The following is a 23,118-nucleotide window of genomic DNA, read 5'->3' as shown; positions in this document are numbered from 1 at the left end:
CCAAAAAAGTGTATAATTACACGATTTGTTCGCTCATGAATCTCTGATATGAATCTTGAAAAACAATATGATGTTATTGTCATTGGTGGTGGTCATGCTGGCACGGAGGCGGCAATGGCTGCTGCACGCATGGGCGCTGATACGCTATTACTTACCCATAATATGGATTTGCTTGGTCAAATGTCATGCAATCCAGCCATTGGGGGAATAGGCAAGGGGCATTTGGTTAAAGAAATTGATGCCCTGGATGGTGTGATGGCTCGCGCTGCAGATCTTGCTGGCATTCAGTTTCGTATCTTGAATGCTTCAAAAGGTCCTGCCGTGCGGGCGACTCGTGCACAAGCCGATCGCGTGCTTTATCGTCAGGCGATAAGTCAAATGCTGCAAACCCAGGATAACTTGACGCTCTTTCAGCAGGCGGTTGACGATGTGCTCATTGAGGGGGAAGAAGTAACGGGTGTTCGTACTCAGATGGGGTTGGTTTTACGTGCACGCGCTGTCATTCTTACGGTTGGTACGTTTCTTGATGGTAAGATTCATGTAGGCATGAGGCAATATGCAGGCGGACGTGCAGGCGATCCCCCGGCCATTGCTCTTGCGCAACGTTTACGTGATTTAGCATTGCCTGTGGGTCGGTTAAAAACAGGCACGCCTCCCCGCATTGATGGCCGCACTTTGGATTTTAGTCAAATGTGTGTGCAGCCTGGTGATACGCCAGTGCCTGTTTTTTCTTATTTGGGTCATGCAAAACAACATCCAGCGCAAATTCCTTGTTACATTACACATACAACGGAGCAAACGCAGGACATTATTCGTAAGAATTTGCATCAGTCTCCAATGTATGCTGGTGTTATTGAAGGGGTCGGTCCACGATATTGCCCATCCATTGAAGATAAAGTGATCCGTTTTGCAGACAAATTGTCTCATCAGATTTTTGTTGAGCCGGAAGGATTAACAACGGATGAAATTTATCCAAATGGTATTTCAACCAGTTTGCCATTTGAAGTTCAGGTGCAGTTTGTGCGTACCATAAAAGGGTTTGAACAGGCGCATATTACTCGCCCTGGTTATGCGATTGAATATGATTATTTTGACCCTCGCGGGTTAACCTCTTTTTTACAGACTAAGCCATTGTCAAATTTATTTTTTGCCGGTCAGATTAATGGGACCACCGGTTATGAGGAGGCCGCAGCGCAGGGTTTAATCGCAGGAATGAATGCCGCATTGCTGATTCAAAACAAACCACTATGGTGCCCTCGTCGTGATGAAGCGTATATTGGTGTTTTGATTGATGACTTGATTACTTGTGGAACGCAGGAACCCTATCGTATGTTTACTTCCCGTGCCGAATATCGGCTATTGTTGCGGGAAGATAACGCCGATTTACGTTTGACTGAAAAAGGTCGAGCGCTTGGATTGGTTGGTGATGTGCGTTGGCAGATATTTTGCCAAAAACGTGAAGCTATTGAAAAGACGAATGATTTACTTAAGAATACTTGGGTACGCCTTGAACATAATGAGGCATTGCGCGATGTGCTGGAAACGCCTTTACAGCATGACTGTCGGGCTGGTGATTTATTAAAACGTCCAGAAATCACTTATCACTGTCTTCAAGCATTACCGACGTTGGATTTGCCCTTGCTCGATGATGCGATTGCTGAGCAGGTAGAGATTCAAAGCAAATATGCGGGCTACATTGAGCGACAGCAGCAGGATATTGCTCGTTTGCGTAAGCATGAAAATACCCTCTTACCTACCACATTAGATTATACACAGGTATTGGGGTTATCCACGGAAGTGGTTCAAAAATTAATGACGATAAAACCGGCCTCTATTGCTCAGGCGGGCCGTATTTCTGGCGTTACCCCAGCAGCGCTGTCTCTATTGCTGGTACACTTGAAAAAGCAGCGACTGTTGGCATGAGCGGGTTAACGATTATTGAGGATAAATTGGAAAAAGGCATTCGAGCATTGGGACTTGATTTACCAATTGCTTCTTTTCTTGATTATCTAAGTCTGTTGTATAAATGGAATCAGGTTTATAATTTAACAGCGGTACGTGATTTGGAAACCATGGTGACACGCCATATACTGGATAGTCTGGCCATTTTACCATGGGTAAAAGAATACCGCGTACTTGATGTAGGCAGCGGCGCAGGGCTTCCTGGTATTCCATTAGCGCTGGCTTGTCATCAATTTCAAGTCGTATTACTCGATAGTAATGGTAAAAAGATCCGTTTTTTACAGGAAGTAAAGCGGATATTATCTTTGGAACATGTTGAAATTGTGCAAACACGTGTAGAGAACTACCATCCCGGGTATGGTTTTGATACAGTGATTAGTCGAGCATTTAGTGATCTAGGAAAAATGGTCAATTGGACACACCATCTTATAGCAACGGACGGTATTTGGTTAGCGATGAAGGGGCGTTGTCCTGACACTGAGCTGAACTCTATTAAGCGCCCTTTTCGGGTAGAGAACTATCCTGTTCCGGGTGTTGAGGGTCAGCGCTGTTGTGTCATTATTGAGAAGGAATAACCATGGCGAAAGTCATAGCCATTGCCAATCAAAAAGGTGGAGTAGGTAAAACCACAACGGCAATTAATTTGGCCGCTTCTTTGGCCGCGAACCGCCAGCAGGTCTTATTGGTGGATTTGGATCCACAAGGTAATGCAACCATGGGTTGCGGTGTTGACAAGAATACTTTAGTGCATACCAGTAACGATGTCTTATTGAGGGATTGTCTTGCTGAGCAGGCTTCCTTATCCACGAGTTCAGGGTTTGATTTAATTCCTGCAAATGGCGATCTTACCGTGGCTGAAGTCAGTTTAATGGAGCGTCATCATCGCGAAACTTTTTTATTCAAGGCTCTACAATCCTTACAAAGTTCCTATGATTATATATTGATTGATTGTCCGCCAGCATTGAATACGCTTACTATTAATGCCCTGGTGGCTGCTGATTCTGTATTGATTCCCATGCAATGTGAATATTATGCTCTAGAAGGTTTAGCGGCGTTGTTATTAACGATTGAGCAGATTCGGGGTTCGGTGAATCCGCGTTTGCAGATCGAAGGAATCTTACGAACGATGTACGATGCTCGCAATCGTTTATGCTCTGAGGTATCGAAACAATTATTGGAACATTTTAATAATAAAGTTTATCGTACCGTTGTTCCTCGTAATGTGCGCCTTGCCGAGGCCCCAAGCCATGGCATGCCGGCAATACAGTATGATAAATCATCTTCTGGGGCTGCAGCATATATGGTTTTGGCCTCAGAGGTTATCGGCCGGCAGATGGTGACGGAATAATAGGCCTCTAAAACTTGCCATGCTTCGTGTTTTATAACACCATGCAAAAAATAGAATAACTGAATGTATCAAATCTTCATTTCCGAGGGGTATCTATGATAGGAAAACGGGGAAGTCTTGGCAGAAATTTATCCGTCTTATTAAGCCAGACAGATGCTATTGCGCGAACATCAGGAAAACAGACCTCAGAAACCATAAATCTTCCAGTTGATCATTTGCGACCTGGGAAATATCAACCGCGAGGTGAAATTGAAGAAGCTTCTTTGTCAGAATTGACGGAATCTATCCGCAAACAAGGTTTGTTGCAGCCGTTGGTTGTGCGGGAAGTTTCATCAGGACGTTATGAAATTATTGCTGGTGAGAGACGGTGGCGCGCTTGTCAGTTAGCAGGGATAACAGAAATTCCGGTTGTTTTACGTCAAGTGGATGATGAAACTGCCATGGCTATGGCGTTGGTCGAAAACTTGCAGAGAGAAGATTTGAATGCAATGGATCAGGCCAGAGCGATGCATCGTTTGACGACTGAGTTTGCTCTAACTCACCAGCAAGTTGCGGAACTGCTTTCCAAATCGCGGACGGCAGTCAGTAACTATTTGCGATTACTTCAACTAAACCATGAAGTCAGACAAATGTTAGAACATGGTGATTTAGATATGGGGCATGCTCGATGTCTCTTAATTCTTGAAGACAGCCAGCAAAGTCACGTCGCGCAATTAATCGTCGCAAGAAATCTGTCTGTGCGTGAAACAGAAGCGCTTGTAAATCGTGTGAAGGCAACAGGGATGGTTTCTTCTCTGCCACAAAAAAATCATGCTGATATTCCTGCTTCATTTAAGGAGCAGCTGGACGTCTTGGCTCAGCGGCTACAAACAAAAATCGGTTTGAAACAGGGAAAAAAGGGGAAAGGTACGTTAGTGATTCATTATAAGGATACCCAGGCTTTAGAGAAATTGATGTTTAGGCTTGCTGACTTAAAGGAATAACCATGTCGCAAAAAATTGGATTTGCTGCGGAAGAACAAGCCAAGCAATATCTTATCGCACAAGGTTTACGTCCTGTTGTTAGTAACTACCGTAGTCGATGCGGTGAAATAGATTTGATTATGCGTGATGGTCGATGTCTGGTTTTTATTGAAGTTCGTGCGCGCGCGTCTACGGCTTTTGGCGGTGCTGTAGCCAGTGTAACTTATCGTAAGAGACAAAAACTTATCAAGACAGCAACGTGGTATTTATTAGAGAATCAACTTCAAGAAAAGCAAGCGACCCGTTTTGATGTTGTGGGTTTAGAAGGAAAGCCAGTAAAAATAACTTGGATAAAAAATGCATTTGGAATTGATTTTTAGAGCTTGTTATTAGACCCTAAGCGAACAAGTTTGAGGTACATAAAATGACACAAATGGAAGAGCGAGTACGGCATCTTTTCGGTGTCAGTATTGAAGCAAAAATTGCTGTGGCGGATTCATTATCGGCCAGCATTGCAAAAGCGGGCCACCGTTTGGTGAATTGTTTGCTCAGTGATGGCAAAATTCTTTTGTGCGGTAATGGTGGGTCAGCTGCCAATTGTCTGCATTTTTCAGCAGCGATGCTTAATCGCTTTGAGGTAGAACGTCCTGCTCTGCCCATTATTGTTTTAGCCGCGGATATTTCAGCATTAACATCCGTCGGCAATGATGGACATTTTGATCAAGTATTTGCACGGCAAATCCAGTCGCTTGGTCAGGAGGGTGACGTCTTGTTGGCATTGTCTACTTCGGGCAACTCCGATAATGTGTTACATGCGGTCAATGCCGCCCATGATCGTGGCATGGATACCATTGCACTCAGCGGGCGAGATGGTGGTGTGCTTACAAATCATCTGGGACCGGAAGACATGGAATTGCGTATATCCGTTGATAATGCAGCGCGGATTCGTGAGATGCATTTATTTATTTTGCATTGTTTTTGCGATTTGATTGATCAATCATTATTTGGCCAGATGATGGGATAAACATGAAAAAGAATGCCTTTATTATCTTACTCTTAAGTGCACTATTAACAAGTTGTGTGGCGGCTGTTGTTGCTGGCGCGGCTGGTCTTGTCGTTTACGATCGGCGCAGCGTGGTTATGATTGAACGTGATGCTCGGATTTTCTATATGATTAATACGGAAATAGCCGGTGATCCGAATTTTCGTGATTCTCATATTGTTATCAGTAGTTTTAATCAGGTCGTTTTGCTTGCTGGACAAACGCCAAAGGCAACGTTACGTGTTCTTGCCGAAAAGATTGCTAAAAAAACGCCGAAGGTGTTGCGAGTATATAATGAAATCACGGTACAGGATCCTATTTCGTTCAGTCAACGCAGTAAAGACAGTTGGATAACAGGTCAGGTTCGCGCCCAAATGCTTGCTAAAAAAGGTTTAGAATCAGGCTCAATCAGGGTTGTAACAGAAAATTCCGTGGTGTATTTAATGGGAATTGCTACCCATGAACAGGCCAATCTGGCCGTTGATGTGGCAAGGCAGGTTAATGGTGTTAGCAAAGTTGTAAAAATTTTCCGGTATATCACTTAAAATGTACAAAAGTTGCATATTGGTGTTTCTCCTTGTTTTTAGTGCCCTCTTATTATCTGGTTGCTTAAGTAGTGTATGGACAGGGGCGACACTGATTTATGATCGCCATAATGTCTATAAACAAGTTGGTGATTTTCAGCTGGCAGCAAGTGCTAGTCGCGCTTTATATCGGGATAAGGTTTTCAAGTGTTCTGATTGTTTTATTGATTTGGCCATATTTAATGGCGATATTTTATTAGCGGGCCACGTGCCTTCCACGTCATTACGTGAGGAAGCACAGAAACGAATGATGTCTTTGTCGGGTTATCGGAGGCTATTTAATCAATTAAGTGTTCGTCAGAAACAGAGCAGTTTGTTGCAAGACAGCTGGATTACTGCCAAGATACGCAGCCAGATCATTGCTGATGCAGCCATTAATCCCAAAAAGTTTAAAATTGTAACGGTTGACCGTGTTGTGTATTTGCTAGGCGATGTTATTCCCTCACAGGCTGCGCGCGTCATCCTGATTGCCAGGAAAACAGCGGGAGTAAAGCGCGTCGTTAAATTACTTAAATATTATAATTTGAGCGATCGACCAAGCGCATAGATTTGGTCACTATTCACACGTTGCAAAATAAAAAAGGCCTGAGAAATCTCAGGCCTTTTGCTGCTATTCCCAATCAGGAAAGTGGCTAACCTGATGTGGATAGTTATACTTTATCAATGGAAGCGTCCTTTATCCAGTCGTTTTCGAATTTTTCGTAATTTAAAGGCACGTAAAAGGCCGGTTGATTCATTTATTTCCTTTTTTTCAGCATGATTTTCCATCTGGACTGGATGTGAACGGTAGTGTTGCCGATAGGGTTTATGAGATTTGTCATGTTTGTGGTGTAGGCCATCATTATAGCGATTCATCATTTTTTCCCGCACGTGTGCGGCGGTGCGTTGTTGTTTTTCAGACATAGAGTTTATCCTTCTATTGGTTGGATGATTCAAGAGTACATCAATCAATACCCTTCCTATATTAATTATATACTCATCGGAACAAATGAGTGATTTATTTTGCCCAAAAAGATTAAAAAATAAACATAAAACATAAAACAAATTGGCTTATTGACGTTGATTATCCATATTGTTTACTTTATAATCCGCGACAAACGATGGGTGGAATTGTGAAAAATCAGCAAGGTTTGCGTGGTGCGCGGCGCTTTTTTGCATGCCAACTAGGTATAACCGTACTAATCTCGGCGCTCTCTGCATTGATTTCGGGTGGTACGGCAGCGCTGTCTGCCGTGATGGGTGGCTTGATTAGCGCATTGCCCAATGCTTATTTTGCTAGGAAGCTCTTTCGATGTCAGGGAGCAAGGGCAGCAAAACAAATCGTTAACAATCTGTATAAAGGCGAGGCGTTGAAAATAATTTTATCGATGATTTTGTTTTCACTGGTATTCGTTTTTTTCAAGGTTGTTCCCACTGCATTTTTTGCAGCGTACATCGTAACTCAAATGGTATTTTGGTTTGCTCCATTGATATTTGTTAATAAACAGAATAGGCCAGAAAGTGACTGAGATGGTATCAAACACCGATTACATTAAGCATCATTTAACTTATTTAACGTATGATCTCAAAAAAATGAGTCTTGGTCCGGATGGCGGATTTTGGACGTTAAATCTTGATACTTTATTTTTCTCCGTTGTGCTGGGTGTTTTCTTTCTGATTCTGATGTATGCTGGCGCACGCCGGGTATCGACAGGGGTGCCTGGAAAATTACAAAATTTTGCCGAACTGATGTTAACGTTTGCAGATAATCAGGTAAAAGATTGTTTTCACGGGAAAAATAAAATCATTGGTCCATTGGCCTTGACCATATTCATCTGGGTCTTTCTGATGAATTTTATGGACATTGTTCCTGTGGATTTTTTACCGTCTATTGCCCAGTTGCTGGGGGTGCATTATCTTAGAGTTGTCCCAACAAATGACTTGAATCTGACGTTCGCATTGTCTATTTCCGTATTTATCCTCATTCTTTTTTACAGTTTCAAGGTAAAAGGCGGTAAAAAATTTGTCAAAGAGCTGACGCTTCAGCCATTTAACAATCCTTTATTTATCCCGTTTAATTTGTTGTTGGAACTGGTTGGATTAATTGCGAAGCCAATTTCATTAGCACTGCGTTTATTTGGTAACTTATATGCTGGCGAGCTCATCTTCATTCTCATTGCTTTGCTGACCTTAAATACAACCACTGCTTCTGTTGCTGGCTCCGTGACACTGAGTGTTACTCAATTTTTATTGGCTCTTGCTTGGTCAATTTTCCATATTTTGGTTATTACTCTGCAAGCATTTATTTTCATGGTGTTGACGATTGTTTATCTAAGTCTTGCCCATGAAGAGCATTAGTTAAGACATTACAAGTTTTTTATCAATAATATCTATTAAGGGGAATTATATGCAAGCTGCAAGTTTAATCGCGCAAGTTCAGGGCATGACTGTTATTGCAGTCGCGCTGTTGATTGGATTGGGTGCACTTGGCACTGCAATTGGTTTTGGATTATTGGGTGGCAAATTTTTGGAAGGTTCTGCTCGCCAACCTGAAATGGTTCCTATGCTTCAGGTTAAAATGTTTATTGTTGCTGGACTTCTTGACGCGGTTACCATGATTGGTGTTGGTATTGCATTGTTTTTCACGTTTGCCAACCCTTTCTTGAGCAGTTTGGGTTCTTGATAAAACGTACTAAGGTGTGAGCACCTGAAAGTTACAGGAGAAAGACCTTGGAAATCAATTTAACATTGGTCATACAAATGCTGGTTTTTGCCGCATTTGTCTGGTTTACCATGAAATTCGTTTGGCCACCGCTTGCCAAGGCACTGGAAGAGCGACAAGATAAGATCGCTGACGGGCTGGCTGCAGCAGAGCGAGGACGAAAAGAGCTTGAGTTGGCACAGCATCGCATAAAGGATGATATGAAGCAGGCGAAAGTACAAGCCGCTGATATTGTTGAAAAAGCGAACCGCCGTGCAAGCCAAATCATTGAAGATGCAAAAAACGAAGCCCGCCTTGAAGCACAAAAACTTGCTAAGATTGCCCAAGAGCAGCTTGCTCAGGACGTTAATCGTGCTCGTGATGACCTACGTAAGCAAATTGCTGCGTTAGCAGTCGCTGGTGCTGAAAGGATACTCAAGCAGGAAATTGATGAGAAGGCAAGCCGTGCATTGCTGGATAACTTGATCGAAGAGATTTGACATGTCTGATACGACTACTATTGCCAGACCTTATGCAAGAGCGATTTTTGAGCATGCTCTTGCAAGTGGTCAACTTGCTTCCTGGTCAACGGTTTTACATGTCTTGGCGCAAGCCGTGCTTGACCCCAATGCCGAGCAATTCATTGATAATCCAACAAGCACTATTTCCCTTCAACGTGAACTATTGTGTTCTTTGTTTTTAAGTTCCAGTTATGACAACGAGCGAAATGCAATAGAGAATTTGATTGCTTTGCTTGCCCAAAATAAACGTTTAATGCTACTGCCCGATATTAGTGTTCAATACGAAGCATTGCGGGCGGCACAAGAGAAAACCCTGAAGGTTCGTGTACGTAGTTTTTCAACATTATCCGACGGGCAACAGCAGCATTTAATCGAATCATTAAGCCGTCGTTTGCAGCGACAAATTACCTTGGATGTGGAAATTGATGAGTCACTCTTGGGTGGTGCAATTATACAGGCAGGCGATTTGGTCATCGATGGCTCGGTGCGAGGTAAATTAAATAAACTTGGCACAAGTTTAGCCGCGTAATTTTAGAGGATAGATTCCATGTCAGAACAAATATCATTAAATCCATCTGAAATCAGTGAACTGATCAGGAGAAAAATCGAGCAATTTGCGGTTGTTTCTGAGGCACGCAATGAAGGCACCATTGTAAGTCTGAAAGATGGTATTGTGCGTTTACATGGCTTGGCTGAGGTCATGCAAGGTGAAATGATTGAATTTCCTGGTGGCATTTATGGCCTTGCACTTAACCTTGAGCGTGATTCGGTTGGCGCGGTTATTTTAGGGGATGCCAGCACGTTGTCTGAAGGTCAAAAAGGCAAATGCACTGGTCGTATTTTGGAAGTGCCTGTGGGTAGAAGTATGTTAGGGCGTGTTGTCGATGCACTAGGTAATCCTATCGATGGCAAAGGTCCAATTGCCACGGATAAATCATCGCCTATTGAAAAAGTAGCTCCCGGTGTAATTGCGCGTAAGTCCGTTGACCAGCCTGTACAGACCGGACTAAAAGCCGTTGATGCTATGATACCCGTTGGTCGTGGTCAACGTGAATTGATTATTGGTGATCGACAAACAGGTAAGACCGCTATTGCTATTGATGCCATCATCAATCAGAAGGGCACTGGCATAAAATGCATTTATGTGGCTGTTGGCCAGAAAGCTTCCTCGGTGGCTGCTATCGTACGTAAACTGGAAGAGCATGGCGCAATGGAGCATACGATTGTTGTGGTTGCTGGTGCTGCAGACGCTGCTGCATTGCAGTTTATTGCACCATACACGGGTTGTACCATGGGTGAATACTTTATGGAGCGTGGTGAAGATGCGTTGATAGTCTATGATGATTTAACGAAGCAAGCTTGGGCCTATCGCCAGATTTCACTGTTATTACGACGTCCACCAGGTCGTGAAGCTTATCCTGGGGATATTTTCTATCTGCATTCGCGGCTTTTAGAGCGTGCTGCGCGAATTAATGCGGCTGAAGTTGAGAAACTGACGAATGGTGAAGTTAAGGGTAAAACAGGTTCATTAACTGCCCTGCCGATTATTGAGACGCAAGCAGGTGACGTATCTGCTTTTGTTCCTACCAACGTCATTTCCATTACAGATGGCCAGATATTTCTTGATGTTGATTTATTTAACTCGGGAATTCGCCCAGCCATTAACTCAGGGTTGTCTGTTTCTCGGGTTGGTGGTGCTGCTCAAACAAAAATTATGAAAAAATTAGGCGGTGGTACTCGCTTGGCTTTGGCGCAATTCCGTGAATTGGAAGCGTTTTCGCAGTTTGCTTCAGACTTGGATGAAGCCACACGCAAGCAACTAGAGCGTGGTCAAAGAATCACCGAGCTCATGAAGCAGCCTCAATATTCACCTCTTTCAGTTGCTGAGATGGCGTTAGCACTGTTCACTGTGGATAAAGGTTATCTGGATGATGTGCCTGTGGCTGAAGTGAGTGCGTTTGAATCGTCCCTGCGCGACTTCATGCATGGTTCTTATGAAGCTTTATTGCAGAAAATTAATGAAGCTGGTACGTATGATGAAGACATTGAGTCGCAACTAAAAGCGGCCGTTGAAGAATTCAAGCGCACGGGCAGCTGGTAGATGATAATCAATGTGCAATGTGAATGACTGAGGTAAAGCAAAATTATGGCTGGAGCAAAAGAAATCCGTTCGAAGATTGCGAGTATCAAAAACACGCAAAAAATCACACGAGCAATGGAAATGGTTGCTGCGAGCAAGATGCGCAAAACTCAGGATAGAATGCGCGCTTCCAGGCCTTATGCTACAAAAATTTATGAAGTTGTGAAGCATATTGCCCGTGCAAATTCTGAATATCGTCATCCATTTATGAGTGCTCGTGAAATCAAGCGGGTTGGCGTTATTGTGGTAACTTCTGATCGCGGTCTTTGTGGTGGATTAAATTCCAACTTACTGCGCGAAACTTTGAATTCAATGCGCCCTTGGCATACTCAAGGCAAGGAAGTTGATTTGTGCGTTATTGGCCGAAAAGGCCAGTCATTTTTTAAACGTGTGGGTGGACGTGTTATTGCTTCTATTGATAATTTGGGCGACGCACCTGGGGTTAATGAATTGATTGGTGTTGTTAAAGTGATGCTCGATGCATTTTACCAGGGAGAAATAGATGCATTGCACGTTATTTATAATGAGTTTGTCAACACGATGACACAGAGGCCGCTCATTAAGCAATTGTTACCGTTACCAATTTCTGAAGAAGACAGCAAAACATTAGGACATCATTGGGATTATATCTATGAGCCTGATGCCAAGGAGTTGTTGGATGAGTTGCTAGAGCGGTACATTGAATTGCAAGTTTATCAGGCTGTTGTCGAGAACATAGCCTGTGAGCAGGCCGCAAAAATGATTGCCATGAAAAGTGCAACGGATAATGCTGGTGAATTGATTAAAGAATTTCAACTAGCCTATAACAAAGCCCGACAAGCTGCAATTACACAAGAGTTAGCAGAAATTGTCGGTGGTGCAGATGCTTTATAAAGAGGGTAAATGATGAGTTTAGGAACCGTTGTTCAAGTAATTGGTGCCGTTGTTGATGTGGAGTTTCCGCGTGAAGACGTACCAAAAGTTAATGATGCGCTGAAGTTGGTAGAAGGCGATTTGGTATTTGAAGTACAGCAGCAATTAGGTGATGGCATTGTGCGTACCATTGCCATGGGGTCGACCGATGGTTTGAAACGAGGCGTGCAAGCAAAAAACACCGGTGAGGCTATCCAAGTTCCTGTTGGTAAGAAAACACTTGGACGAATTATGGATGTACTCGGTCGTCCGGTCGATGATGCTGGCCCTATTGATTCTGAAGAATATTGGGCGATTCACCGTCATGCACCAAGTTATGAAGAACAAGCAGGCAGCCAGGAATTATTGGAAACAGGGATCAAGGTTATTGACTTGTTATGCCCATTTGCCAAGGGCGGTAAAGTTGGATTGTTTGGTGGCGCCGGTGTTGGTAAAACCGTTAACATGATGGAATTGATTCGCAATATTGCGATTGAGCACAGCGGTTACTCTGTCTTTGCTGGCGTGGGTGAGCGTACTCGTGAGGGAAATGATTTTTATCACGAAATGAAAGAATCCAATGTATTGGATAAAGTATCACTTGTGTATGGACAAATGAATGAACCACCTGGTAACCGCTTACGTGTTGCCTTGACAGGGTTGACCATGGCCGAGAAGTTTCGTGATGAAGGTCGTGATGTGTTATTGTTTATCGATAACATTTATCGTTATACCTTGGCTGGTGTTGAGGTGTCGGCATTATTAGGTCGTATGCCCTCAGCAGTAGGTTATCAACCCACATTGGCGGAAGAAATGGGGATGCTTCAAGAGCGCATTACCTCGACTAAAACCGGTTCAATTACCTCCATTCAAGCCGTCTATGTGCCAGCGGATGACTTGACCGATCCATCCCCTGCAACAACATTTGCTCACTTGGATGCTACGGTTGTCTTATCAAGACAAATTGCTGAACTAGGCATTTATCCTGCGGTTGATCCTCTTGATTCCACTTCTCGCCAGTTGGATCCGCTCATCGTTGGACAAGAGCATTATGATACGGCTCGACGTGTGCAACAAACGTTGCAGCGCTATAAAGAACTGAAAGATATTATTGCGATTCTTGGTATGGATGAATTATCTGAAGAAGATAAACGCGTCGTATCTAGAGCACGTAAAATACAGCGTTATTTGTCGCAGCCTTTCTTTGTTGCCGAAGTGTTTACTGGTTCTCCAGGGAAATACGTGTCACTAAAAGACACCATTAAAGGTTTCCAGGGAATTCTTGCTGGTGAATATGATGATTTACCAGAGCAGGCATTTTACATGGTTGGTAACATCGATGAGGCGGTCGCCAAGGCCAAAAATCTATGAGGCAGTCAGACATGGCTATAACAACACACTTGGATATCGTTAGCGCAGAACAGGAAATTTTTTCCGGTATTGTTGAAATGGTCGTGGCAACTGGTGAGTTGGGTGAGTTGGGCATCGTTCCAGGACATGCACCTTTGCTAACACTGCTTAAGCCGGGTGAGGTTCGGATCACGTTGCCCGGCGGCGCAGAAGAAATCTATTACATTTCCGGTGGTATGCTGGAAGTTCAGCCATTTTATGTCACGGTGCTTGCCGATGCAGTCCAACGCGCTGATAGTTTGGACGAGGCTGCAGCGCTTGCAGCCAAGACTCGTGCCGAAGAAGCCATTGCAAATAAAAACACTGAGATTGATTATTCTGTTGCTGCAGCTGAGCTTGCACGTGCTGTGGCTCAGATTCGCGCCATTCAAAAAGTCAGGAAAAAAATGCGGTAATTAGGACCCCCTTTTATTTGGTATCAATGGGTGTCGATGTCGATTCTTCTCCGTGTATCTCTTCTTTAAGCGTCTGCATTTTTCCTGCCAAGAAAAAGAGTTCTGCAAGCAAGAATAAGGGGGCAACGAGCGCTTGCCAAAAATTGTCGGTCAATGCTGGGCGTTTTCCCTCAATAAAATGACCGACTAATTGCAGAAAACAGCCGAGAACTAAAAGAATGACAAATGACCAAAGGGCAAAAGAAGTTGGCCCAGCATAGTTAAATAAATCGGCAATCCATAAAAGAAGTGCAAAAAGAGGGAGTGTTATAAGCGCTAAAAGCCAATTTAGACGAAAATAATAAATGAGCAATGCCAATACAGCCAGATCAGCCAGCTTAATATCCAGAATGCCAGGAATATAAACATGAACAAAACCGAGTAGAATCATCAAAGAAAGAATGATGATTGGCACTCCCACCATATGAGTGTACAGCGTTGCTTTTTTTTGATGGTATTCAGCGTACCATTTGGCTTGTTCAGTAAATGATTTCATTTTAACTTCCTTGTGGACGTGTAGACCTTTTTCATCCTAACGATAGCATATTTCGAGAAGAATGACTAACGCATGTTATGCGGTTTACATAGATTAAAATCGATATTTTCCTAATAAAAACAGTACATTACCTGCACCTTGCGCTCCAGGAATATAGAGTGCGCCCAAGGAGGCTTTACGATAGGTCAATGAAAGAACAGGTAAGGCCCCTGGGAAAGGAATGTTATTAAAAATATCTGAGCGGGCGGTAATAAAGAGTGTTACCCCCGCCCCTATTTTAATATTTTCATTTAAATGTGCTGTTTTTAAAAAAGCATAGCCAGCGATAGGCTCTATATTTTTATGGGAATCCAGAAATGCAAATGCATACAGCCCATGCCAATCACCATCCTGATCGTAATAGCTTTTTCCGAGTCCTCCTCCCCAGGCTGCTTCATTATAGCTGTCTATCTTTTCTTTTGAATAAGTATAACGATTATGCCATGCGTAGCCGGTTAAGTAGAGTTCATTATCCCCTTCACGCCAGATTTGATGCATGCGCTGGCAGACTGGTCTAATCCATTTTAGCCAATTATGACAGATTTCGGAAGCATGAGCATGAGGTTGAAATAACAAAAAAAAGGAGCAAATAATGGTATATTTTATTTGTTTAAAAATTATCCGATGTTTTGTAAGATATTCTTTGGTGATAAAGTATCTAAGAGTGTATTCTGAATGAAATGTTATCATTTAATTGATATGTTTTTTAGGGAAGTAATCCAATGATTATAAAAATAACACCTTTGATTTGGGCATATTAACATGGACTTGTTGCGTAAAAAAGAGATTAACAGTTTGACGGATTGCAGTGAACATTTGCTTAAATGTTTGTCCGCAATGGATCTGACCTTTCTTGGCATCGGCGCCATTATTGGCGCAGGGATCTTTGTGCTTACTGGTATTGTTGCTGCCACCCAAACTGGCCCTGCCATTGTCTTTTCATACATTATGGCAGGACTTGCCTGTGCTTTTTCGGCTTTATCCTATGCTGAGCTTGCCGCATCGATTGGTGGTTGTGGTAGTGCTTACGGGTATGCGTATGCTGGATTTGGCGAGGTTATTGCCTGGATTGTAGGTTGGGATTTGTTGCTTGAATATTCTATTGCTGTTTCCGCCGTTTCTGTGGGGTGGAGCAGTTATTTTAATGATTTTTTACTGGCGATGAAAATTCATTTGCCTTTCTTTCTCCTGCATGGGCCTATGGATGGTGGTGTTATTAATTTGTTGGCAATGAGCATTATTGGTGTCTTGTCTGTGCTGTTGATTTGGGGCGTTAAATCCAGCTCGCGCTTTAACTCGGTCATGGTATTGATTAAGCTGTTGGTTATTTTCCTTTTTATTACGATTGCTGTCATAGAAGTTAATCCCAAAAACTGGATTCCATTTTCTCCTTTTGGTTGGAATGGAGTCATGCAGGGCGCCTCGCTCATTTTTTTTGCGTATGTTGGTTTTGACGCTGTTTCAACTGCGGCAGAGGAAGCATTAAATCCTCAGCGGGATCTGCCCATAGGCATCATTGGTTCACTGCTGATTTGTACCTTGCTTTATATTGTGGTCTCAGGTCTTTTAACGGGAATTGTTCATTATAGTACGCTTAATGTTGCATCTCCTATCAGTCACTCCTTGTTAATGCTGGGTCACAAAACGATAGCCGGCATGATTGGGGTGGGTGCTATAGCGGGTTTAACGACCGTGATGTTGGTGTTGTTTTATGGATTAAGTCGAGTATTTTTTGCCATGTCACGTGATGGCTTGTTGCCACAATTTTTTTCCGTGATTAATACCAGAACAAGAACCCCTGTGCGCATTATTATTCTTTGTGGGCTGGTTATGGCGTTAACATCCGCTCTGGTTCCTATTGGTGATCTTGCGGAACTTGTGAACATTGGCACGCTGTTTGCATTTATTATCGTGTGCTCTGGCGTTATCATTTTGCGTTATACTAGACCGGAGTTGCCAAGACCATTTAAAACGCCGCTTATGCCTTATATCCCAATACTGGGAATTTTATCCTGTGCTTATTTAATCTTTAATCTGCCTTGGTTTACTATGTTGCGTTTTATTATTTGGATGATAATTGGTGTGGTGGTTTATTTCGCCTTTAGTCGGGTAAACAGTACATTACATCGAGACGACGAATGTTCTGCCGAATGCCATTGAACGTATTTACTGAAGAAGTGTTTGTAAGATTGCCGCAATAATGCCTGCTGCTGGAATGGTCAGAAGCCAGGAAAGATATATTTTTCCCAGAACTGGCCAATGCGTTCCTTTTAAGCCCGCAGTAAGTCCCACTCCGGCAACGGCGCCCGTCACGGTTTGCGTCGTCGAGACTGGGATTCCAAGCTCAGTCGAAACGAAAATAATCGATGCGGCACCAGTTTCAGCAATGCATCCCTTCATGGGGTTGAGTGTGGTTATTTTAGTACCCATGGTATGTACGATTCGCCAGCCTCCAGCCAGCGTTCCTAAGCTGATGACGGCATGACAGGAAATGACAATCCAAAAAGGAATATAAAATGTACCATCCAGCCATGATGCTGAAAATAATAATACAGCAATGATGCCCATGGTTTTTTGTGCATCATTTCCCCCATGCGTCAAACTTAATAGTGCGGATGAAGCTAATTGGAATAGTTTAAATGCTTTATTTAAGGTGTATTCACTGTGACGATGAAGCATGCGCAATAAAATAAATGCAATCAATACACTCATTAAAAATCCTATAACGGGCGAAATGAATATCCCAACCGCTACCTTAATAAATCCAGCTGGCTTTAATGCGGCCGTGCCGTGTAGAGCGATTGCCGCCCCTGCCAAACCACCGACCAGGGCATGAGAAGAGCTGGAGGGCAAGCCGTAATACCACGTCAGTAAGTTCCAGCTGATTGCGCCAATGAGTGCTGAGAAAATTAATTGGGTGTTCATTATGTTGGTATCGATTAGATCGTGGCCAATGGTTTTAGCCACCATTAGATTAAAGAACATAAACGCAATAAAATTAAAAAAGGCTGCCCAAAGTACTGCTTGTCGAGGCGTTAGAACGCCTGTGGTGACAATTGTGGCGATAGAATTGGCTGCATCATGAAATCCATTAATAAAATCAAATAAGTAAGCTATTAAAATGACAAGGAGAATAAAAAGTGTACCTGTTTCCATGCATTTCCCCCATCAAGGCATCATGCTGAGTCAGTTCATTAATACGGCCTATATATAATAGCTGCTTTGGGTCATTAGTTTTGATACGCCATTCATTAGTTGTTTGATAAAATAAGGTAATTCTGCAGCCCCGGCCTCGTGAGCCATTTGGGCATGATGTGTTTCATCCGCTTTCATTTGAGCTAAAATCGCTTTGGTTTTGTCATCTTCTGGAGGAATTTTTTTTAGATGTTTTTCTAGATGCATTGAAACTTGGCGTTCCGTTTCCGCAACAAATCCAAGACTCCATTGATCCCCCGCCAGTCCTGCAAGCATGCCAATCATTAATGAACCACTATACCATAAAGGATTGAGTCGGCTAACTTGGCTGTTCAGCTCATCTAAACGTTGCTCGCACCATGCCAGATGATCAATTTCTTCGGCGGCTGCCTCAGCCATTTGTGCTTTCACCCGAGTTAATTTCGCGGTTAAAGCCTGACCTTGATACAGTGCCTGAGCACATACTTCTCCAGCATGATTGACACGCATTAATCCGGCGACGTGACGTTTTTCTTGTTCGCTCATGGGGTGGTCTGGAATGATTTCTCCTGGGTTTGGCCGGCGGGCGACCCGCTTCTTAGGCACAAGCAAGGTACGTATTGCTGTATCAATTTCGCATAAAACATGATCAAATAAGCTAAAATGGCGCATAGTCACTATGAAGATGGATTCTGGATTTTTATTCTAGCTTTTTTAATGATTGGTTTAAATCACTCATGAGTTAATAAGCAGGTTAATTTTTTAACTGCTATGCTTAATATTAGACAGTCATTGCTTAAGGTGGAGATTATGTCAACAGGGTCAAAAGAAATGACGGATAAAATGAGAAAAAAACAAACGGATAATGAGAAGGAATGCCCGGAAGACATCGATGAATTATTCAAGCGTATCCATGAGGAAAACAAACGTTCAGTAAATGCAAATCATCAGGAAGAATACGATCCTTTTTCTAAGGTGCATTTGTCACCTTTTAAGCCTAAAGACTAGAATTTTTTATAAGCCTCATAGGCAAAGCCGACTTGATTTTATTGCTGAATCCCCTGTTTTTTGCCCGTTATTGCAAAATTTGTTAAGATGTTCTCTTTGTATACAGTGAGGAATGAGATAAATTTTAAGTATTTATGAAAAATTCTAATTTGCCTATTTGTAATGTGACGATACATCCCGGTGAAACCGCTAATTTGGCGCTGCCTCTCCCAGAATTTTATTCCTGTGTTTCTTTTTATATGCCCATCAAAGTGGTTCATGGTAAGCAGGCAGGGCCATGCTTGCTTATTTTTTCTACCGTAAAAGGGGATGAACTCAATGGACTTGAAATCATTAATCGATTGCTGCAGTCGGATGAATTAAAACAGTTGCATGGTACTTTAATTGCTATCCCTGTCCTAAATGTGCTTGGACTGACCAGTCATTCAAACAATCTGAATTATGAAACAAATCTTGAGCATTGCTTTCCCGGACAAGAAGATGGAACGTATGGCCAGCGAATTGCCTACTTTTTTACCCGAGAGATTTTATCTAAAGCAAATTACTGCATTGAGCTGCAAACTGGTTCTCTGAATCATGATATTTTACCGCAGATTTATTGCAATCTGGCTGACCCTGAAAGTAAGAAACTTGCTCAATGTTTTGCAGCACCTGTTATTACGAACGTGGTTACAGAAAATAATACATTACGCCAAACCACAGAAAACTTAAGTATGCCTCTTTTAGTGTATCAAGCGGGGGAGGCAATGCGGTTTGGTGAGTCAGAAATCGAGCTTGGCTTGGCAGGAATCAAAAATGTCATGAAAGCGCTTGAAATGCTTCCTAATGATACAACCGTCGACGATAGTGGTTTTAAACCTATTTTTTCGCAAGATCAAGAATGGATATATTCCCATCGTAGTGGTGTGCTTAATACAGAGGTCGAATTAGGCCAAAAGATTCGCAAAAACCAAGTGATTGGTCTTATTAGCGATCCTTTTAGTGCTGATACGGTTGAGCCGGTAAAAGCACCACATAATGGGATTGTGGTTGGTGTAAATCGTCATCCGCTTATTCATGAAGGCCAGACCATTTTCAAAATAGCTACTTTTATTGATAATACACGTGCGGAGACTGCTTTGGAGGCATGGAACGAATCTCAACAAATTGAAAACGTATGAATTCAAATAAAATTACTCCCCGTGGCCTGATCGTATGGATTGTTTGTGCCTTGTTTTTTATGTATGAATTTTTATTGCGAACTGTGCTAGGTACCTTTCAATACCCCATTATGAAAGACTTGCAACTTTCACCGTTGAAATTTGCTGTTTTGAGTTCAACGGCTTATCAGTTGATTTATGGCATCATGCAGTTGCCTGTTGGTATCATTGTTGACCGGTTCGGACTGAAAAAAACATTGTTGTTTGCTGTGTTTACTTGCGGCTTGGCTAATTTGGGTTTTGCTTTTACCCATCAGTTTGATATGGCTGTTCTTTTTCGGGTTATGATGGGATTTGGTTCTTCTTTTGGGTTCGTCTGTCTTTTGGTGGCTGTTTATGATTGGATGCCGCGCAAAAATATCGCCTTATTTATTGGTTTGTCTCAATTTATAGGTACCCTCGGCCCCATGCTGGCTGCCGGCCCATTAAATGCATTGGCTGACACAAACCGTATTGGCTGGCGCGGATTTTTTATTTCTCTTGCGATGGTGGCAGCTGTCATTTCAGTTTTAGTATTAAGTTTTGTCGCTAATAAAAAACAAACCACTGAAAAATTTTTGATTTTATCACGCTCATCGTCGATATTATTGAATCTTCGCCGCCTGATAAGCCAAAGGCAAATTTGGTTTATCGCGCTTTTTTCGGCGATGGTTTATTTTTCAATTGAATATTTATCCGAAAATGAGGGGACGTCTTTTTTAATGGCCAAAGGATTTTCCTCCACTTTTTCTTCCTACATGATAACGTTGGCATGGCTGGGATATGCATTCGGCTGCCCTTTAATTGGCTATCTCTCTGACTGGTTAGAGCAGCGAACGCCTGTTATGATTTTAAGTGCCGTTGTTATGTTGATTGCTCTGACCGGTATTCTTTATCTTCCAATTGGCAAAACGACCACCACCATTTGCTTCTTCCTTCTCGGCCTTGGCGCCAGTGGTCAAAGCGTTGGTTTTGCAATTATTGCTGAGTATTGCAAAGAAAGTTATCTTGCTGTCGGACTTGCATTTAACAATACCATGATTATGTTTTGTGCGGCCATTAATGCCCCATTATTGGGCTATCTTCTGGCAAACGTATCCGGTAGTCATGGCGTTTACCAGCTTAGTGATTATCAACAGGTATTTAGCCTAATGATAGTGCTTGGTTTTTTTGCTTTTATATTAAGTTTTTTGGTCATTGAAGAAACATTTTGTAAATCCATGCGGGAATATACTCTTTTAACTCCCGAGCGGTAATTTATTTGAATTATTAAAGAGCAGGAGTTGTAAAGATGAAAACAACGAAGCGAAGTCTGCAAAAGCCTGAAGAAAAGAAAGCGATGCGAGAGGAAGACTTAAAACAAAAAATGCTATTGTCTAAGAAACAAGTGCTTAAAACGGCAGAATTGATCCATCGGTTTAGAGGAATAAAAAGTCAGCCTGTAGAGGGTGTATTTGATGCCCCACCAAGGGTTTCACACCAAGAGGAGGTTGTGGTGAAAGAGATTTATAGATACGACAATTTGCCCCATATTCTTGGTAAAGAAACAGGATGTTATAAGGCTTATGCCCTTGGGTCATACATCCATATTAATTTTCTTGAAAAAAAAGCGCCTCGTGAACGTACCGCACCGCTTGACCGCCGCGCTGCACTTCTTGCCATGCATGCACAACCAACCGGTTGGAAGTTACATATATCCATAGAGCCTACACAGATCTCTGAAGCCTGGGCGCTCATCTATCCAATTTTGATGGCACATCGGGTCACTGGCATTAAAGTTTTAAGTCCTGATGTTTTGGCAAGAAAAATGGCAGACAGTGAAGAAGGCAGAGCGGAGGTTGCTTGTAAACAAATTACAATTTATCAATTTCAAAATAAGGCCGTTGATGCGGCTTCTTGGTTGAATATTATGCAGGAAATTGAAGGGGCTTTACAATCACATGCCATCGGTCATGGTTCTAGACCACTAGCAAATCATAGTATTGCCGGCAGTCAATATTTTTCATATCGTAATGATTCACACCCTGTTCGAAAAGGCTATATATCAGATAAAGCTGCTGAATGTTATATTGCTGAACATGAGCATGAAGCAGCGGATTTACAGGCTTATAATCTAATCAATGCTCCTGATCCATTTGAAGAAATTAACCTCCATATAGGATTGCAACCAGACAAGTCAACGCAATTGAGGTAGATATTTCTCCACTGTCCATAAAACTTGTTAACCATATTTTACTCGGGTATTGTTTAAACTAAGTCAGCACGATCATTTCATAAATTAAGGGAATGGCATGAAGGTATCGCTGCAACTAAAAATGAACCAGCAGTTAAAACTTACGCCGCAATTGCAGCAGTCTATTCGATTGTTGCAGTTATCTACGGTAGAGCTGCAACAAGAAATTCAACATGAGATTGAATCAAATCCCATGCTTGAATTAAAAGACGATAATCAAGATGAATGGCAATCTTCTGTTGCATCATTCTCTCATGAGCGCTGCAACACCAACTTACAAATAAGCCAATATCCTGATAAAAGACATCATTTTGATCTGGATGACAGTTCTCTAAATTACGAGAATTGTTGCAGTACGACCTCTGATTTACGAGCCCATTTACGATGGCAATTAGATTTAACGCCAATGTCTGATATTGATAGGGCCATTGGTCTTGCTATCATTGACGCCATTAATGAAGATGGTTTTCTCACGCTTCCCTTGACAGAGCTTCATGCAATGCTTTCTAGTCGTTTATATCCGGTTGATATAGAAGAGATTGTGGTGGTGAAACATCGTATTCAACGGTTTGACCCAATTGGATGTGCAACCAATGATTTGGTAGAGGCCTTGCTGGTTCAGCTTGATTTTTTTGAACAAACTCCGGATGTCTTGCTAGCAAAGCAAATGGTTTGTGAAGATATCGAGTTGTTAGGTCATCGTCATTATCGGCAGTTGATGAAAAAGTATCATATGAATGACGAAAGACTTCATCATATAATCCATATTATTAAGCAACTAAATCCAAAACCAGGCAGTTGACGTGGTCAAACAAATTGCGACACACCAGTTAAGCAACCATTTTTAACAACCCTCTTTCCTTTTCAAATTGATTAGGGCTTTTATAACCAATCGTTGAATGAAGCCGAAAATCATTATAAAAAACCGTGATGTAATTTAGTACATCTCGATGTGCTTCAGAACGCGTCTGATAATGTTTCCATTGCACTCGTTCTTGCTTCAAGCTGCCAAAAAA

General features: G+C 42.3%; 29 protein-coding genes. 23 read left to right on the top strand and 6 right to left on the bottom strand.

Going from position 1 to position 23,118, the window contains the following annotated elements; translation table 11 throughout:
* Positions 1-48: 48 nt before the first annotated feature.
* From mnmG to E1O52_RS07240, 8 genes are all read left to right on the top strand, one after another.
* Positions 49-1,923, top strand: a complete 1,875-nt coding sequence (gene mnmG, locus E1O52_RS07275; protein ID WP_133128054.1) for a tRNA uridine-5-carboxymethylaminomethyl(34) synthesis enzyme MnmG — start codon at positions 49-51, stop codon at positions 1,921-1,923.
* The gene (gene rsmG / locus E1O52_RS07270) at positions 1,920-2,537 is read left to right on the top strand and encodes a 16S rRNA (guanine(527)-N(7))-methyltransferase RsmG (RefSeq protein WP_133128053.1); all 618 of its coding nucleotides are present in this window, start codon (positions 1,920-1,922) and stop codon (positions 2,535-2,537) included. The genes mnmG and rsmG overlap by 4 nt, the downstream gene beginning before the upstream one ends.
* 2 nt (positions 2,538-2,539) lie before the next feature.
* Complete coding sequence (locus E1O52_RS07265; protein WP_133128052.1) at positions 2,540-3,310, top strand: ParA family protein; 771 nt, start codon at positions 2,540-2,542, stop codon at positions 3,308-3,310.
* A 95-nt stretch (positions 3,311-3,405) separates the two neighbouring features.
* On the top strand, positions 3,406-4,293 hold the full coding sequence (locus tag E1O52_RS07260) for a ParB/RepB/Spo0J family partition protein (protein WP_133128051.1): 888 nt from the start codon (positions 3,406-3,408) through the stop codon (positions 4,291-4,293).
* Between the two features lie 2 nt (positions 4,294-4,295).
* Positions 4,296-4,652, top strand: a complete 357-nt coding sequence (locus E1O52_RS07255; RefSeq protein WP_133128050.1) for a YraN family protein — start codon at positions 4,296-4,298, stop codon at positions 4,650-4,652.
* A 44-nt stretch (positions 4,653-4,696) separates the two neighbouring features.
* Positions 4,697-5,296 (top strand): D-sedoheptulose-7-phosphate isomerase, encoded by a 600-nt coding sequence (locus E1O52_RS07250; RefSeq protein ID WP_133128049.1) that lies wholly within the window; start codon positions 4,697-4,699, stop codon positions 5,294-5,296.
* A 2-nt stretch (positions 5,297-5,298) separates the two neighbouring features.
* Positions 5,299-5,859: a BON domain-containing protein gene (locus E1O52_RS07245; protein WP_133128048.1), complete on the top strand. Its 561-nt coding sequence runs from the start codon at positions 5,299-5,301 to the stop codon at positions 5,857-5,859.
* Between the two features lies 1 nt (position 5,860).
* A complete protein-coding gene (locus E1O52_RS07240) occupies positions 5,861-6,445 on the top strand; it encodes a BON domain-containing protein (RefSeq protein ID WP_133128047.1) in 585 nt (194 codons plus the stop codon).
* 113 nt (positions 6,446-6,558) lie between these two features.
* Here E1O52_RS07240 and E1O52_RS07235 read toward each other — a convergent pair whose 3' ends face one another.
* Positions 6,559-6,801 (bottom strand): hypothetical protein, encoded by a 243-nt coding sequence (locus E1O52_RS07235; RefSeq protein ID WP_133128046.1) that lies wholly within the window; start codon positions 6,799-6,801, stop codon positions 6,559-6,561.
* Positions 6,802-7,010: 209 nt separating this feature from the next.
* Here E1O52_RS07235 and E1O52_RS07230 point away from each other — a divergent pair, with 209 nt between their 5' ends.
* Genes E1O52_RS07230 through E1O52_RS07190 form a run of 9 tightly spaced genes read left to right on the top strand, consistent with a single transcriptional unit; the run spans position 7,011 to position 13,935 of the window.
* Positions 7,011-7,406: a F0F1 ATP synthase subunit I gene (locus E1O52_RS07230; RefSeq protein ID WP_242602195.1), complete on the top strand. Its 396-nt coding sequence runs from the start codon at positions 7,011-7,013 to the stop codon at positions 7,404-7,406.
* 1 nt (position 7,407) lies between these two features.
* Entirely contained in the window at positions 7,408-8,235 is an 828-nt protein-coding gene (gene atpB, locus E1O52_RS07225; protein WP_133128044.1) for a F0F1 ATP synthase subunit A, read from the top strand.
* A 49-nt stretch (positions 8,236-8,284) separates the two neighbouring features.
* Positions 8,285-8,560, top strand: a complete 276-nt coding sequence (gene atpE / locus E1O52_RS07220; RefSeq protein WP_019215645.1) for a F0F1 ATP synthase subunit C — start codon at positions 8,285-8,287, stop codon at positions 8,558-8,560.
* A gap of 47 nt (positions 8,561-8,607) precedes the next feature.
* Complete coding sequence (locus tag E1O52_RS07215) at positions 8,608-9,078, top strand: F0F1 ATP synthase subunit B (protein WP_133128043.1); 471 nt, start codon at positions 8,608-8,610, stop codon at positions 9,076-9,078.
* 1 nt (position 9,079) lies between these two features.
* Complete coding sequence (locus E1O52_RS07210; RefSeq protein ID WP_133128042.1) at positions 9,080-9,628, top strand: F0F1 ATP synthase subunit delta; 549 nt, start codon at positions 9,080-9,082, stop codon at positions 9,626-9,628.
* A gap of 18 nt (positions 9,629-9,646) precedes the next feature.
* Positions 9,647-11,200 carry a F0F1 ATP synthase subunit alpha gene (gene atpA, locus E1O52_RS07205; protein WP_133128041.1) on the top strand — a complete coding sequence of 518 codons (1,554 nt, stop codon included), beginning with the start codon at positions 9,647-9,649 and terminating at the stop codon, positions 11,198-11,200.
* Between the two features lie 45 nt (positions 11,201-11,245).
* Complete coding sequence (gene atpG / locus E1O52_RS07200; RefSeq protein ID WP_133128040.1) at positions 11,246-12,112, top strand: F0F1 ATP synthase subunit gamma; 867 nt, start codon at positions 11,246-11,248, stop codon at positions 12,110-12,112.
* A 12-nt stretch (positions 12,113-12,124) separates the two neighbouring features.
* Positions 12,125-13,501 carry a F0F1 ATP synthase subunit beta gene (gene atpD, locus E1O52_RS07195; RefSeq protein ID WP_133128150.1) on the top strand — a complete coding sequence of 459 codons (1,377 nt, stop codon included), beginning with the start codon at positions 12,125-12,127 and terminating at the stop codon, positions 13,499-13,501.
* Between the two features lie 11 nt (positions 13,502-13,512).
* Entirely contained in the window at positions 13,513-13,935 is a 423-nt protein-coding gene (locus tag E1O52_RS07190; RefSeq protein WP_133128039.1) for a F0F1 ATP synthase subunit epsilon, read from the top strand.
* A 13-nt stretch (positions 13,936-13,948) separates the two neighbouring features.
* On the opposite strand, the gene E1O52_RS07185 is transcribed toward E1O52_RS07190, so the two are convergent.
* Both E1O52_RS07185 and pagP read right to left on the bottom strand, forming a co-directional pair.
* Complete coding sequence (locus E1O52_RS07185) at positions 13,949-14,470, bottom strand: Mpo1-like protein (protein WP_133128038.1); 522 nt, start codon at positions 14,468-14,470, stop codon at positions 13,949-13,951.
* A 93-nt stretch (positions 14,471-14,563) separates the two neighbouring features.
* Positions 14,564-15,085: a lipid IV(A) palmitoyltransferase PagP gene (gene pagP / locus E1O52_RS07180; RefSeq protein WP_423202721.1), complete on the bottom strand. Its 522-nt coding sequence runs from the start codon at positions 15,083-15,085 to the stop codon at positions 14,564-14,566.
* Positions 15,086-15,271: 186 nt separating this feature from the next.
* Here pagP and E1O52_RS07175 point away from each other — a divergent pair, with 186 nt between their 5' ends.
* Positions 15,272-16,669 (top strand): amino acid permease, encoded by a 1,398-nt coding sequence (locus E1O52_RS07175; protein ID WP_133128036.1) that lies wholly within the window; start codon positions 15,272-15,274, stop codon positions 16,667-16,669.
* 6 nt (positions 16,670-16,675) lie between these two features.
* On the opposite strand, the gene E1O52_RS07170 is transcribed toward E1O52_RS07175, so the two are convergent.
* Together E1O52_RS07170 and coq7 are read right to left on the bottom strand one after the other, a co-directional pair.
* Positions 16,676-17,665, bottom strand: coding sequence for an inorganic phosphate transporter (locus tag E1O52_RS07170; protein ID WP_133128035.1), 990 nt, complete (start codon positions 17,663-17,665; stop codon positions 16,676-16,678).
* A gap of 48 nt (positions 17,666-17,713) precedes the next feature.
* Positions 17,714-18,355, bottom strand: a complete 642-nt coding sequence (gene coq7 / locus E1O52_RS07165; RefSeq protein ID WP_133128034.1) for a 2-polyprenyl-3-methyl-6-methoxy-1,4-benzoquinone monooxygenase — start codon at positions 18,353-18,355, stop codon at positions 17,714-17,716.
* Positions 18,356-18,493: 138 nt separating this feature from the next.
* On the opposite strand from coq7, the gene E1O52_RS07160 reads away from it, so the two are divergent.
* The 5 genes from E1O52_RS07160 to E1O52_RS07140 all read left to right on the top strand — a co-directional run bounded on the left by E1O52_RS07160 (position 18,494) and on the right by E1O52_RS07140 (position 22,904).
* Positions 18,494-18,691, top strand: a complete 198-nt coding sequence (locus E1O52_RS07160; RefSeq protein WP_133128033.1) for a hypothetical protein — start codon at positions 18,494-18,496, stop codon at positions 18,689-18,691.
* 134 nt (positions 18,692-18,825) lie between these two features.
* Positions 18,826-19,851, top strand: coding sequence for a succinylglutamate desuccinylase/aspartoacylase family protein (locus E1O52_RS07155; RefSeq protein ID WP_133128032.1), 1,026 nt, complete (start codon positions 18,826-18,828; stop codon positions 19,849-19,851).
* Positions 19,848-21,125 carry an MFS transporter gene (locus E1O52_RS07150; RefSeq protein ID WP_242602194.1) on the top strand — a complete coding sequence of 426 codons (1,278 nt, stop codon included), beginning with the start codon at positions 19,848-19,850 and terminating at the stop codon, positions 21,123-21,125. The genes E1O52_RS07155 and E1O52_RS07150 overlap by 4 nt, the downstream gene beginning before the upstream one ends.
* Positions 21,126-21,160: 35 nt before the next feature.
* Positions 21,161-22,063: a hypothetical protein gene (locus tag E1O52_RS07145; protein ID WP_133128031.1), complete on the top strand. Its 903-nt coding sequence runs from the start codon at positions 21,161-21,163 to the stop codon at positions 22,061-22,063.
* A 97-nt stretch (positions 22,064-22,160) separates the two neighbouring features.
* Positions 22,161-22,904: an RNA polymerase factor sigma-54 gene (locus E1O52_RS07140; RefSeq protein ID WP_133128030.1), complete on the top strand. Its 744-nt coding sequence runs from the start codon at positions 22,161-22,163 to the stop codon at positions 22,902-22,904.
* Between the two features lie 28 nt (positions 22,905-22,932).
* Here E1O52_RS07140 and E1O52_RS07135 read toward each other — a convergent pair.
* Positions 22,933-23,118: IS3 family transposase (locus E1O52_RS07135; RefSeq protein WP_165474738.1), on the bottom strand; the 186-nt coding region annotated here is incomplete at its 5' end.

This window comes from Legionella nagasakiensis (genome assembly GCF_900639915.1).
GTDB lineage: Bacteria > Pseudomonadota > Gammaproteobacteria > Legionellales > Legionellaceae > Legionella_A > Legionella_A nagasakiensis.
This window is presented reverse-complemented; position numbering and strand designations above follow the sequence as displayed.